Source organism: Rhodoglobus sp. GW821-FHT12B09, assembly GCF_058809925.1.
On record NZ_JBXATB010000001.1, the window covers coordinates 867,898 to 881,646 of the forward strand.

Sequence of the window (13,749 nt, forward strand, 5' to 3'; positions counted from 1 at the left end):
ATGTGAGGGTAGATCATCCCTAATATCGGAGTTTCATCGATGAGACGCCCACTTCTCGCACTGCTCGCCATACCGGTGTTGCTCGTGCTGCCGACGACGGCGCACGCCGACGACGCCGACGGTATTACGATCACGTTTGCGCAACCCAACCAGACGCTCGAGTACGGGGAGTCGTGGGGCTTTCAAGCGGTCGCCGCTCCCACCTACTACGGCATCTGCGACTGCCCGGTCTACGCAACAATGACGGGTCCGACGAGCGTGACCCCGCGCGTCTACTCGCACCTGGAAGAGACGACAAACTCGACGAACATCACCGTCTCAAGCCCCCCTGACACCCCGCCGCTTGAGCCGGGGGACTACGTGCTCACCCTCAGGCTTCCGATCTTCGATCCCCGGGACTTTCCCGAGCCCCTCACGATCACCCCGGCCAAGTTGAACGTCGAGGTCCGGTTGGCGTCTGACCCAGCGGCGCCCGGCAATGCCATCCTCTCCGCACGTCTCACGGGGCGATTCGTCGACGAGTTTGCGTACCTCGGCCCCGCTCGCGCACCAGCGGGCGTCTGGCACCTCGTCATTGCGGACTCCGAAGGGAAGACGGTCTTCGAAAGAGACGTCGAGAGGGCCGAGGGTGGCAACGACCTCGCAGTGACCGAGTACTGGACGGAGGCAAAGCCGGGAGGCCAGTACTCGGCGACCGCGACGTTCACCGCGAGCGGCATATCGGCAACCCGGTTCAGCGTCGCGGAAGGTAACGAGTATCCCTTCACCATGAGCAGCGCCCTCAGACCTACTCCTACGTCGACGGCGAGCGCACCTGCGTCTGCACCGGATGCGCTGCCCGACGCAGAGCAGACCTCCTCGACGGTGCCGTTGCCTGCGTGGTCGGCAGCCTTAGTCGTCCTCGTTCTTGCGGGTCTAACGGCGCTGCTCGTCGTGAATCTCGTACGCCGTCGACCCAAGGCGGCGCCGCCCGCGGCCCCCGCTATCTCCGAGGTCGAGGCGTGATCCGCCCGAGGGTCGCCGCGGCCCTTGCCGCTGTGGGGATCGCCGCAACCCTTGCGCTGGGGACGTCGCCGGCCTTGGCGGACTCGTCGGCAAAGATCGAGTTCGCCGATCTCACACCGATCACGACCCCGTTCGCGAGCGATTGGTACGCCCGAGCGGTGGTTCGCATGCCGATTGGGGGAGGGGCGACCCTGCCCGCTCCGCCTGCACAGGGGACCGTCGACGTCTACGTACAGGGCATCTCAGAGCCTTGGTCGAAGGGCCTGCCCATCACCGCGGATGGATCCGTCTACATCTCTCAGCCGCTTGCGCAACCGCTGCTGCCCGCGGGCACCCACAATCTCACCGCAGTCTTCGTGCCCGCGCCGGGGGGATACCTCTCCACAAGTCAGACGAGTACGCCGATCCAAGTCACGATCACCCCATTCACCCTCGCCGGCGCTGTCGAGCTGGTCACGACATCGCCAGAACCGATGATTCAGGGCACGCTCTCCGGAACATGGATGGACAAGATGAAGGGCAGCCCCGCGGGCACTTGGTCCTTCACGGTCACCGACTCCGACGGCGAGGCCGTCTTCAGCGTGGAGGCGCCCGTGGCCCAGGGCGCCACAGAGCCGGTTGGAGTAGCACTGAGCACGAAGCTCGTACCGGATGCCACGTACACAGTAACCGGCGTGTTCACGCCGGTCGCCGAGCTCGCCGGGGGAGTGACACTGTCTGACGTAAAGTCCCTCGAGTACACCGCGCCGAGCGCAGGCGGTGCGGGCGTGCTGGCCGTACCGCTGTGGGCGCTCATCGCCGGCGGCGTTGTCGTTCTTGGACTCGCGGCTGCAAACATCGTGCTCGCGGTGAGGAGGCGCAAGGCGGCACCCCTGGAGGCTGTTCCGGCGCGCGACGACGTTCCGGCTCTGACAGAGTAGGGAACCAGCAACTCGTCAGCAAGGAGCAACCCCATGCCACGTCCCATCCCTGAATACACGGTCGCCAACCTCGAGCCGCTCAACAGGATCGAGTTCGAGAGCATGACCAACGACGACGCCGTCGCGCTCGGCCTGGTGGCCGTGTCGGTCATCCGCGAATGGGATCTGAGCCTCGCTGTGGACATCGTGCTCGGTGACGACCTGGTGTTCCGCGCCAAGCTCAAGTCGACCGGCGCTGGGAACGATCCGTGGCTCAAGGGCAAGGCCGCCACCGCCGTCAGGTTCGGCGAGCCGTCGCTACTCGTCAAGACGCGCCACCTCGAGGCGGGCACGCCGTTCGAGGACCGTGACGACATTGACCACGCCGCGCTGAAGGCTCACGGCGGCTCCGTGCCGCTGCGAGTCGCCGGCGAGATCGTCGGAACGCTCACAATGTCCGGTGAACCCGATGGCACGGACCACGAGGCAGCCGTCGAAGCCATCCAGCGATACCTGGGCGAGCGCGGCGGGCGCCACGAGGCCTGAGTCATCGCGGTGCTACCTGACCTCCGATAATGCACATTATGTCAAGTGGAAGTTACTCTGATTGCACTTTTTGCAATCAGAGTGGAAACGGGTAACACCCGAGCCACTCCCCGGCTGTCTCTCTGATCAGGACTTTCTCTCAGAGCACGCTGGCAAATCGCGACTGCACAGTGCCGAGATCCTGCTGATGTTTCCGCCTGCTCAAGCCCGTCTGATCAGGTATTTCTCTCTCATTGATTGCATAAAGTGCAATCAGAATGCAAAACTTGCAAACGAGAGGAGGAGTGATCGGTGCCGGATGGATCGGGAAACGTCGCGTACCTCCCCGTCGCCAGCGATGCTCAGAATCCTGATGCGTTCCTCGATCGCGTGCTCGAGGGGTGGGAACGTGCGCAGCGGGCCAGCGACTTCTCGCCGAACACGATTCGCACCCGCCGAGCGGTCGTAGTGAAGCTCGTCGACTTCTCCGGGCACTATCCGTGGGAGTGGTCGATCGGCGATGCCGACGAGTTCTTCGCTCACGCTCGCGGGGTGAAGAACCTGTCGCACTCTACGGTTCGCGCCTATCAGGGCGCGATCAAACTGTTCTGCGACTACGCATGCAACCCGCGATACGACTGGTCGGTCGCCTGCGCCAACTTGTTCGGCACGGTGTTCACCCAAGTCATCACCGAACTCAACCGGGTAACCCACTCCCAACCCAGCGAGACCCGACCGGCGAAGCGCCCGTTCACCCAATCCGAGCTGCAGCAGCTGTTCGACCTGGCCGACCTCGAGGTGGACAGGATCCTCAACTCCGGCCGTCACGGCGCGTTGAGTGCATGGCGTGACTCGGTCGCTTTGAAGACGGCCTATGCCTGGGGCCTTCGCTCAAACGAGCTCCGCCACCTGCAGGTCGTCGATCTCTCACGAAACTACAAGGCGCCCTACTTCGGCGACTACGGGGTGATGCGGGTTCGCTGGGGAAAGCCCCATCGCGGGTCGGCGAAGAAGCCGCGATCGGTCCTCACCGTGTGGGAATGGTCGGTAGAGGTCCTCCGCGACTGGGTCGAGCGCGGACTCCCCCGCTACGGCACTCCGCTTACCGACCTGTTCCCGACATCGACAGGATCCATCCTGGGCGGGACGCATCTGCTTGACGTTTTGCATCGACTGCTCGACGAACTTGGCTTTCCGCCTGGACTCGACCTTCACTCGTTCCGTCGCTCGTATGCGACTCACCTGATCACCGCGGAGGGCTTCGACGTCTCCTTCGTGCAGATGCAACTCGGCCACGAGCATGCCTCCACGACATCGATCTACTCGATCCCCTCCCCCGACTACCAGCGCCTGGCTCTCGAAAGGGTCCACAACCGAACCCTTGAGTCCGCACGAGCACTGCCACCACGAAAGAGGAACCCATGACACGCGAGATCACTTACGAGTGGAAGGTGCGGGAGTTCATGGCCCGCAGCCACATCTACAACAGCAAAGAACTCACCGAGCTGCTCCGCCAGCGCGGAATCACCCTCTCCCCCACCCAGGTGTGGCGGCTCGTCACCAAAGACCCCGAACGAATCTCATTCGCCGTACTCGGTGCACTGTGCGACATCCTCGGAGTTCAGGTCAACGAGCTGATCGTCTTCACAGCGACCGATGCGCGAACGCTGCGTCGCAAGGCCGCCGGTGGCACCGAATTGCCCGACCTTCGCGACTACCGTCCGGTCAGGGCGCGAATCGTCACGGATGACGTCGACGAGTAAGCCGACCGGAAGGCCGGCGACCAACGGGATTGGAGTATCCCGCTCCGCGACGATCGAGAACCTCGCGCAGCCTCGACGCCGCGGCCGTCCGAGGTCCACGGGCGACAAGCATTGCGACCGTTGCCGGCTGAACGTCGCCAAAATCCGCGTGCGCTGGCCCGATGGGGCGGTCTGCGGAGCGTGCTTCACTTCGGCCGTGCACGAGTACGGCCGATGCTCCGGATGCGGCGAGGAGCGCATGCTCCCTGGCCGCTCACCCGCCGACGAGCACATCTGCCGCGACTGCGCAGGGATCACGACCCTGCTCGTCTGCGATCGGTGCGGCAGCGAGGCCGAGCGATTCCGCAAGGGTGTCTGCGCTCGATGTATTGTGCGCGAGGACCTCGAAACCGTCCTGAAGCCGAACTCACCTGCCGATCTCCGACTCAAGCGACTGGTGACGATCCTGGCCGACTCCGCCAGGCCCGAGAGCGTCTACACCTGGATGAACCTCAAGGCCCCCAAGCAGCTACTGGAACTGATCGGTCGGCGCGAGATCGATCTCACGCACGAGGCCTTCGACGCCTACTCCCGCTCCCCTGCGGCCGCCGGCCACCTCCGCGAGATCCTGGTGCACCACGGGATGCTGCCGAACCGAGCAAGCCTGCCATTCGCGCTCTTCGAGCAATGGCTTGTAATACGGCTCACCGAACTCGAGGAGTGGCCAGACATCCACGGCCCAGTCGAACGATTCGCCCGCTGGCACCATCTCAAAAACCTCCGCCAGAAACTCGACGCCGGCGCTACGAACATGAACACGGCGACACTCTCGGCGAAGCAGGAAATCACCGAAGCCGGCAAGTTCTTGAGATGGCTGGTAGAGGAGCACGGTGTGGTCGCCGACGGCATCCAACAGGCGCACGTCGACCAGTACCTCGCCGAGGGCACAAGCACCCGCAAGCACATCCGCAACTTCGTGCACTGGCTCCACCCCGGACGACCCCGGAGCCGGACAGTAACCGTTCCGTACCGAACGGCGAGATCCATCCCGATGCTGACCCAAAGCCAGCGCCTCGAACTCGTCCGCAACTGTCTCGAATTCGAGCAGGTAGCGCTCTCCACCCGCATCGCTGGCCTGATCTCCCTGCTCTGGGCCCATCCTCTCGTCAAGATCGCGGGCCTGACAATCGACCAGCTCGAGCGCCTTCCCGTTGGAATGACGATCAAACTCGGCGAGAACCCGGCAGCCGTTCCAGAACCAGTCGCGCCGCTGTTCTGGGAGCACCTCTCCAACCGGGGTAACCAGCAGACCGCTAACACCGGCACCAGGTGGCTGTTCCCGGGCTTCCGGGCTGGCCAGCACGTCCATCACCGCACGCTCGGCGAACGATTCCTTGTGCTCGGCATCGACCCTCAGCGGGCCCGAAACACCACCCTCCAAGACCTCGTGCGCCAGGTCGACGCCCGCTCGTTGATCGATCTCCTGGGCTACAGCGGAACGATCGTCACCCAGCACGCTTCTCGTGCGGGTGCTCCGATGTCCGACTACGTCGACCTTCGCCGGCAGCAAACCAATCACCGTGAGGAGGCCGGCGGTAAAATTGAGCGACATCGCGGCGGGAGTGAAAATGACCATCGGTGACCAGCCAGCAATCACACCTGTCGCGATCGCTCGCCGACGCACTGCGCTCGCACAGGCCGAACACAGCGGAAACATGGAGGGCCTGGACATCACCGCCGCCGCTCGTGCCGACGGAGAGGAATACGCCACCGGACGCATCGACATCGACGAATTCGTGGCGCGTGGCCGAACGCGATATGGATTGACCTAGCGTCGGGACGGGCCGTCGTTGTCTGGCGGCCAATGCTCCTCAGCGTACCGAACCAGTTCCTCCGGTAGCGTCTTCTGCATGCCACTCGCCCTCGTCACAGGTGCCGCACGGGCCAACAGCATCGCCGCAGGAGTCGTGCCTCGCCTTGCAGCCGACGGCTGGCGGGTGGTCACGAGCGACCTTGACACCGGGGACTACCCGTGCGACCTCTCAACACCCGACGGTCCAGCAGCTCTGATCGAGAGAGTCAACACGGACCGTGGTCCGGTCACCGGGCTGATTCTCAGCCACGCACACGACATCGAATCGGGCATCCTCGATACCACCGCCGAGAGCTTCGACAAACACACCGCAGTCAACGCCCGTGCATCGCTACTCCTGATCGCCGCGTTTGCCCGGCAGGTCCCGGAGGGCGGCGGCGCCATAGTCGCTTTCACCAGTGACGCCACCACTGGGAACCTGCCCTATGGCGCGTCGAAGGCTGCTCTGGATCGCATCGTCATCTCGGCGGCTCGAGAACTGGGCCCCCGTGGGATATCCGCCAATGTCGTCAATCCAGGCCCGATCGACACAGGCTGGATGAACGATGATCTCCGCGAGTACCTCATTGAGCGCCATCCCTTGGGGCGCCTGGGGAGGCCGACCGATATCGGGAACATCGTCTCCTTCCTCATCTCCGACGAAGGCCGCTGGATAACCGGGCAACTGCTCAACACAGATGGTGGATTCTCCGCACGGTACTAGGAAGAAAGCCTTGACGAAGCCCTATGAATGGGCGCTGAGGCGGAATCTCACGACGTCAACCTGGGCATCAGGCGGCATCGTTGGGTAGTGCTCTTGAAGGCCCGCGACGAGGGCTTCCACGCTCTCGCCCTCGCGCAGCTGGGCCTGTCGGGGCGTCAGGGTTGGAAGGTCGAAAGTCTCGATTGACAAGACCTCACCCTCGACACTTGATGCGTCAGCGTGGTCCTCGAACACGAAGATCGCAGGACCGACTGCGGTCGGATCGTCCCAGCGGATCGTAGTCGTCTTCTCGCCGCTCATCACAGCATCGAAGTATCGACTGTTGAAACGCACGATACGACGCGCTCCTGCATCGGGGAAGAAATAGGTGTCGGGCAGCAACTTTCGGATCGGCCTCATCTGAGGTCCATCGTCGGACGGCACAGCGACCAAGATGTCAGGTTGCAGATCAAGCATGACCTGCCTGCAACGCCCGCAGGGCGGAATCAGCCCCCTCCCCCTGTCCCCTGCAGCAGCCATCGTGATCAGCGGCCCCGCGCCCGCGGCTGCGGCCACACCGAGGGCGACAAGCTCGGCGCACGGCCCTCCGGTGAAGTGGTAGATGTTCACAGCCGTGTGGATGCGCCCCTGAGTATCCATCGCGGCAGCCGCGACGGTGTGGTTCGCATCATCCCCCAGCGTGCGAGCCAGCGCCTCCGCGGCCGCGATGACGCGGATTTCAGATGACAGTGGCTTCACGGCACCATTCTCGCGCACGCGAGGACATCCTCCGTGATCCGAACTGAGGATGCCGAACCGCCTTCAGCGTGAAAACGGATAATGGTCTTCACCAGTAATCGATATTTATGCACGAGAAGGGCCGCTTCGCGCCGGCCCTCTTAGTTGAGCGGCACGATGGCGTCCACCTGCAGCAGCGCATTGCCCTGGAGCACGTTTACGCCGATCAGCGAGCGCGCGGGAGGCGCCACGGTGAAGAACTCGCGGACGACTTGATCGATGGCGCTGGCGAATTCGATCAGCACGGGCGTGTAGACCGTGAGCTTGATCGCCTTCGACAGGTCGGCCCCCGCGGCCAGGCAGATCGCGTTCAGGTTGGTCAAGCACTGTCTCGTCTGAGCGTTGACCGCCTGCTCCCCTCCTCCGAACACCGGGTTGAACGGTCGAGGCAGCATCTGTCCGGTCGCCGGGTCGATCGGAAGCTGGCCCGACACGTAGAGCAGTCCGTTGTACGAGACTGCTTGGCTGGACCCCTCGGCCGGCCAAGGCGCATCCTGAGTGAAGATCACGTTACGTTCCACAGGTCGCTCCCCCACGCTTGATATCAACGGCACTGCTCTCGACATACTATGGCGGGCACTCCCGCGCGCCTCGCTCACCTGACCGCATCCGACCGGAATGGTCGGGCGCGGCCGAGACGCAACGAGCAGGCTTGACGGCGAAAGGGGAAACCGTGATCGCAGCGCTCAACCGGCTCGTCGAGCACATCGAGGACCATCTGGTCGAGGAGATCGACGTCCCGGGGCTGGCCGCACGCCTCGGTACCACCGAGTACCACCTCCGCCGGATGTTCTCGTCGCTCGCCGGGATGCCGCTCTCCGAGTACGTCCGGCGGCGCCGCATGACTGTCGCTGCGGGCGAGGTCCTGGCTGACGGGGAACTGCTGGAGATCGCCGTGCGCTACGGCTACAGCTCGACCGAGGCGTTCGGCCGGGCGTTCCAGTCGGTACACGGCGCCGCACCTGCCACGGTGCGCCGCGATGGCGGACCCCTTCGCACTCAACCACTGCTCAGGTTCCGCCTGACCGTCGAAGGGAACATCACCATGGACGCCCGCATCGCAGAACGACCGGCCTTCCGGCTCGTGGGCCACTCGGCCCGCGTGCCGCTCCTGCACCACGGGGTCAACCCGCACATCCAGGAGCACATCGCCTCACTCCCCCAGGACGAGCACCTGCGCCTCAAAGAGCTGAGCAGCACCGAGCCGGCGGGCCTGCTGCAGGTGAGCGCGGACGTCGACCCCGACTACACGGAGGGCACCGACCTGACCTATCTCCACGGGGTCGCGGTCAACGAAGGCACCCCACTCCCCCACGACCTCGACTCGATCGAAGTGCCGGCCGGAACCTGGGCCGTGTTCCGCACGACCGGACCGTACCCGGCGGCGCTGCAGTCGACGTGGGCGGCGACAGCGACCGAGTGGTTTCCGTCAAACCCGTGGCGGTTGCGTCCGGGGCCGTCGATGGTAGCCGTGCTCGAGCGCGCTGATGACTTCAGCACGGCGACGTGCGAGCTGTGGCTGCCCGTGGAGTGATCGACGAGTGACCGAACACTAACCGGTCGACACCCGCAGCGATGCCCAGTCCCGGCCGTTCGAGTCCCGCATCAGCAGAAGGGTGCAGGTCCCGCTCGGCGGGCAGGCGACGTCGAACACCGGCGCATCCGTTGTCATCTGCGTCCAGGTCGAACTCGTCGCACGCGTAGTCGCGACGATCGCCTCATCCGCGTAGACGCAGAACCCGCTGTTCGTGCATTCGACCTCGCCGAGCCCGTTGAAGGAGCTAGGGATGCCGCCGCTCGCGGGTGCGATCTCCTCCCACACCCCACCCGCCGATCTGAAGGCGAAGCGCGCGAGGCCGCTACCTGCCGCGACCTTGATGCCGGCGACGAGACAGGAGCCGGGCGCCCAGCAGTCGATGCCGTACCAGTCGAAATACCCGCTCTGGGCAGTACCCGCGGCGGGCAGCTGCACTGGATTCTTGGTCCAGTCGCCTCCCGACAGCACCCAGAGGTTCTTGGACAGATTTGAGTAGTGCTCGGTCACTAGAGCGCACGAGCCGGCGCCTCCGCAGCTCAGCTGACTCCCGCCGATGCGGTCTGCGGCGGTGCCCAGGCTGGTGATGTTCCACGACGTCGGTCCGGTCTGCACGGCGACCCGCGCGCGAAAGTCGGTCCCGTCCATTCCGGCGATGACGCAAGCGAGCTTCGCGGGACAGTCGATTGTGAACAGGCCGATGCCGGTGAGCTGCGCGTACTGCCAGGCTCCCCCGGAGTACGTCCACGCCCAGTAGGTGTTGCTCTGGTGCCAGCCGACGACGACGCACCCGTCGAGCGATGCTGTCGGGCAAGCGGAGCTCAGGCTCATCCAGGTGTTCGCCGATTTACCGGGCGGCATGGGCAATTCGGACGTCGTCCACGACCCACCGCTCAGCACCCGGATGAGAGGCGTCCCGAGTACAGTTCCCGAGACCGGCGCGTCGATCGCCGAGGCGAGGCACCAGTTCGCGGCCGGACAGGTCATCGAGGGCGTATACGTCTGTGTGCTGGGGTTCGGCGGGCCCGTCAGGTAGGTGGAACTCCACGTTGTGCCGGCGAGGGTGTACAGCGCGGTGGCGTAGTTGTTGTCCACGCCGGCGCTGGCGACGACGCTGCAGTTCGTCGAGCCACTGCACTGCAGGTCGCCGAGGCCGAGGGTGTCGATCCCGGGCGGGTTCGGGAACTTGATCGCCGCGCTCGCATCCACAACCGTCGGCGGCGGACCCACATAGATCTTCGCCGACGTCGCCGACGACACCTGACCGGCCGAATTGACCGCGCGCACGAGGACCTTGTAGTCACCGGGCGAGAGGTTCGAGATCGTGGCCGTGCGGGTGGTCACCGAAAGCGACGACGACGTCGGGATCGTCTCGACGATGTAGCGAGAGATAGTGCCGCTGCCCGTGCGCGGCGGTGCAGTCCAGGTCGCCACCAGGGAGGTGAGGTTGCCGGTGAGGACCAGGTTCCCCGGCGGGTCGAACGGTTTTCCGACCCGCACGCTCAGCTGGCCGGTGGCACCGCTCGCGTCACGCACCGTGACCGTGATATTGCGCCCGGCAGGCGCGACCGGCGTCAGGACGCCGGCCGAGGATATTTTGTCGCCCGGAAGACCTCCGGTGATGCCCCAGACGACCGGCATGGCATCTCCGCGGGATCGCGTCGCGGTGAATTTGAGGGGCTTCCCCGGATCCACACTCGCGGTCGGCGCCGTGACGACGTAGCTCGGGGGCGGTGCCCCGCCGAGGGTCAACTTCGGCAGCGGGATGGAGGCGAGCTTCGCGCTTGCTTCGGCATCGACACCGAACGCCTCGAACTTGAGCACCGCAGAGATCTCGAGCGACGGCTTGATCGTCAGCCATGGCTCGTCTACTGGCGGGTTGACGTCGACGGTCGCCTCGGCTTTCAGAGCGACTTCGATGCCCGGTCCGAACATGTCGTAGAGCTTGAGGATGGGGCCCGTCTTGAGCGCGGCCCACCCTGAGAAGCTGACCTGAGGCCCGCCCGACCGGTCGCCGCTGATCGTCAGCGGCTTCGACAGGTCGGAGAGTACGAGGCGACCGGGATCCTGGGACGACCAGGCGAGGCCGCTGCCGAATGTCTGCGAGGCCGACACCGAGATGGAGGCCTTTCCGCCGATCTCGAACTCGACCGGGATGACGGGCCGGACGACCACCGGGACCGGGCCGACGAAGAAGGTCTGCGGGGGCAGGTTGAACCTGCCGAGCTGCCATTCGTGACTCTGCTGGATGCTGCCGGTCACTTCGAGCTCGAACTTGGTCGTCGCGCTCGCATCGACCGAGACGCCGTTGAAGGGGCTGACATCCAGGCCGAGGTGCAGGTGCGGTGCCACCGTGACACTTCCCTCGAGCTCTGTCTTCCGGCCGCTCGAGCTGTCGGGAAGCGAGAGGGATATTCCCAGTTGGTACTCGTTCGAGAAGTCCAGGCCGAGTCCGCGGGCGAGCGCGTCAGGGGCGGTCACGCCGGGCGCGGTGGGTCGGAAGGACGGTGCGACGAGCGGGTCGCGGCCAGGACTGTTCTCTGCCGCCGCGGCGATATTCGCCGAGATGCTCACGTCGGTGAAGACATCGTCGAAAGAGGCGGAGCGCGTCGTCACGGTCGCGCCACCGGCGGTGGCCGAGATCGACACAACCTCGCGCAGCAGACCTTCGGGAAGAAGCGGAGCAACCCCGCCGACCAGCACGTCTCCCGCCGTCAGCGACGCGACTGCAGCGGGCACAGGGTCATGCCAGGTCAGCGATTCGGCTGTCGCGTCGAATAGGGCGCGCAGGTCGGCGTCCGCGACGATGACCACGCCCTCCTGCACGACGACGGTCGGGCTCACCGGTGTCGTCGCCACCGCCGCGGCGCTGCCACCGGCAGCATTGATCGCGATCACAGCAACTGAGTACGTGCCGGTCGCCTCCTCGAAGTCGTCGAGCGACGTGGAGGCCCCGGCCGCATCCACGTCGACGGTGTGCACAGTAGCGTCCGCGACGGGCGTCCAGACCCCCTCGACAAGCTGTTCGACCTGCTGGTAGGTGACCCGGTAGCCGGTGAGGTCGCTGCCGCCGTCATCGGCCGGCGCTTCCCACGAGACATCGATGGTGTCGTCGCCGGGTATCGCCGACACGTTCTGCGGCGCGGAGGGCACGTAGGCGGCGGAGGGTGTCACCAACCGCATCGACGCGTCGGAGTCGCCCACGCTGTTCTGGGCGACCAGGGTGAGGTCGTAGTCGACGCCGTTCGTGAGCCCCGAGATCGTGGCCGTCGTGTCGCCGGGTTCGGCCGTTGCCGTGACCTGGGTGGCGCCGTCGTCTGCCACGAGTTCATAGCCCGTGACGGCGGCCCCTCCGTCGGAGGTACCCGCGCGCCAGGTGACGACGGCCGCGCCGTCGCGGCCGAATGCGTCCACGATCACCGGTGCGCTGGGGACGGCGGCCGGCGCCGGTGCCGCCGGTAGCGACGCCGAGGAGTACGGCCCCACTTCACCGACGCGCTCAGCTCGGATGATCACGGTGTAGGCGGCGCCGACGCACAGCCCGTCGACGACGGCCAGAGTGTTGGACGCGGAGACAGTGACCGCAACGATGGCGGGGCTGTTGCATCCGACAGGGTTCTTCGTCGCCGTCCGGCTCGCCCGCACCGTGTAGGCGGTGACAAGCTGGCCTTCCGAGTTGGGCTGCCAGGTGACCTGCACGCCGAGAGGGGCGGGGTCGATCGAGTAGATGGTGGGCGCGCTGAGGGCCGACGGCTCGATCCGCGGTGTCTTCGCGCTCATCTGGGCGGTCGAGACGTACCCCGGGAGCACTGCGAGCACGCGGACGGTGATCTGCTTCTTCAGAGCCGACGCCGGAACCGTGTAGTTCTTCCCCGTCGCACCCGCTATCGCAACCCCGTTCGCGTACCACTGGTATGCGTACCGCAGCGGCGTGGGCGACCATGCCCCTTCGACCGCCGTCAGCAGTGACCCCACCCGGTAGGTGCCGATCATCGTGGGGACCGGCGCCACCCCGAACGGCAGGGATTTGGCGATCGGCGTCGAGGCGTTGCTCATCACGACTTTAGGCGTGTGGCCTGCCGCATACGCGATGACCCGGACGGTCAGGCGCTTCGCCAATAGGGCCGCGGTCGGGGTGAAGCTCGCCGCTTTTGCCCCCGCGATCGCCGTACCGTTCGCGTACCACTGGTACGCGAAGCTCTCCGGAGTCGGACTCCAGCTGCCGGCGTCCACGGTGATGGGCAAGCCGACTCGTGCAGTGTCGAGGCTGATCGTCGGCGCCGTCACGAGTTCGAACGCGAACGGGGCGGCCACCGGATCGGTTGGCACGCTGATGCGCGCGACGGTGGTGTACCCGCTTCTGGTGCCGGTCACCCTCACTTTGATGGTCTTACCCACGGCGCTGACCGGCACGGCGAAGGTGGGTGTGATCGCACCCGGGATCGCGGTGCTCGCGACATACCACTGGTAGGTCAGCTTGGTCGGTGCCGGCACCCACGTGCCCGGTACTGCGGTGAGCGTCTGGTACGCCTGAGCGGTACCCGAGATGGCGGGGATCGGGGCATCCGTGTAGGTCGCAGCCGAGGCTGACGCGACCGGGGTGAGGGTCGTGAGCGCGAACGTCGACACGATGATCGCGGCGATCACCGACACAGCGCGGACAAGCTGAGGCCTCTTCATGACCGAACGAT

At 65.6% G+C, this 13,749-nt stretch carries 12 protein-coding genes; 9 read left to right on the top strand and 3 right to left on the bottom strand.

The window, feature by feature from the left end; all coding sequences use genetic code 11:
- Nucleotides 1-39 precede the first annotated feature (39 nt).
- The 8 genes from AC1RTC_RS04360 to AC1RTC_RS04395 all read left to right on the top strand — a co-directional run bounded on the left by AC1RTC_RS04360 (nt 40) and on the right by AC1RTC_RS04395 (nt 6,747).
- Nucleotides 40-1,005: a hypothetical protein gene (locus AC1RTC_RS04360; protein ID WP_493154227.1), complete on the top strand. Its 966-nt coding sequence runs from the start codon at nt 40-42 to the stop codon at nt 1,003-1,005.
- The gene (locus tag AC1RTC_RS04365) at nt 1,002-1,925 is read left to right on the top strand and encodes a hypothetical protein (protein ID WP_493154228.1); all 924 of its coding nucleotides are present in this window, start codon (nt 1,002-1,004) and stop codon (nt 1,923-1,925) included. Before AC1RTC_RS04360 ends, AC1RTC_RS04365 begins: the two co-directional genes overlap by 4 nt.
- A 33-nt stretch (nt 1,926-1,958) precedes the next feature.
- On the top strand, nt 1,959-2,450 hold the full coding sequence (locus tag AC1RTC_RS04370; protein WP_493154229.1) for a heme-binding protein: 492 nt from the start codon (nt 1,959-1,961) through the stop codon (nt 2,448-2,450).
- Between the two features lie 291 nt (nt 2,451-2,741).
- Nucleotides 2,742-3,854 carry a tyrosine-type recombinase/integrase gene (locus tag AC1RTC_RS04375; RefSeq protein ID WP_493154230.1) on the top strand — a complete coding sequence of 371 codons (1,113 nt, stop codon included), beginning with the start codon at nt 2,742-2,744 and terminating at the stop codon, nt 3,852-3,854.
- Nucleotides 3,851-4,192, top strand: coding sequence for a helix-turn-helix domain-containing protein (locus AC1RTC_RS04380; protein WP_493154231.1), 342 nt, complete (start codon nt 3,851-3,853; stop codon nt 4,190-4,192). The genes AC1RTC_RS04375 and AC1RTC_RS04380 overlap by 4 nt, the downstream gene beginning before the upstream one ends.
- A gap of 238 nt (nt 4,193-4,430) precedes the next feature.
- A complete protein-coding gene (locus AC1RTC_RS04385) occupies nt 4,431-5,813 on the top strand; it encodes a hypothetical protein (RefSeq protein ID WP_493154232.1) in 1,383 nt (460 codons plus the stop codon).
- The gene (locus AC1RTC_RS04390) at nt 5,800-6,003 is read left to right on the top strand and encodes an antitoxin VbhA family protein (RefSeq protein ID WP_493154233.1); all 204 of its coding nucleotides are present in this window, start codon (nt 5,800-5,802) and stop codon (nt 6,001-6,003) included. The genes AC1RTC_RS04385 and AC1RTC_RS04390 overlap by 14 nt, the downstream gene beginning before the upstream one ends.
- A 78-nt stretch (nt 6,004-6,081) precedes the next feature.
- Nucleotides 6,082-6,747, top strand: coding sequence for an SDR family oxidoreductase (locus tag AC1RTC_RS04395; protein WP_493154234.1), 666 nt, complete (start codon nt 6,082-6,084; stop codon nt 6,745-6,747).
- Between the two features lie 21 nt (nt 6,748-6,768).
- Here the strand turns inward: AC1RTC_RS04395 and AC1RTC_RS04400 are convergent, their stop codons facing one another.
- On the bottom strand, nt 6,769-7,485 hold the full coding sequence (locus tag AC1RTC_RS04400) for an ASCH domain-containing protein (protein ID WP_493154235.1): 717 nt from the start codon (nt 7,483-7,485) through the stop codon (nt 6,769-6,771).
- 140 nt (nt 7,486-7,625) lie between these two features.
- Entirely contained in the window at nt 7,626-8,033 is a 408-nt protein-coding gene (locus AC1RTC_RS04405) for a Rid family hydrolase (protein WP_493154236.1), read from the bottom strand.
- A gap of 164 nt (nt 8,034-8,197) precedes the next feature.
- On the opposite strand from AC1RTC_RS04405, the gene AC1RTC_RS04410 reads away from it, so the two are divergent.
- A complete protein-coding gene (locus AC1RTC_RS04410; RefSeq protein ID WP_493154237.1) occupies nt 8,198-9,058 on the top strand; it encodes an AraC family transcriptional regulator in 861 nt (286 codons plus the stop codon).
- A gap of 18 nt (nt 9,059-9,076) precedes the next feature.
- On the opposite strand, the gene AC1RTC_RS04415 is transcribed toward AC1RTC_RS04410, so the two are convergent.
- Complete coding sequence (locus tag AC1RTC_RS04415) at nt 9,077-13,738, bottom strand: fibronectin type III domain-containing protein (RefSeq protein ID WP_493154238.1); 4,662 nt, start codon at nt 13,736-13,738, stop codon at nt 9,077-9,079.
- Between the last annotated feature and the right edge of the window lie 11 nt (nt 13,739-13,749).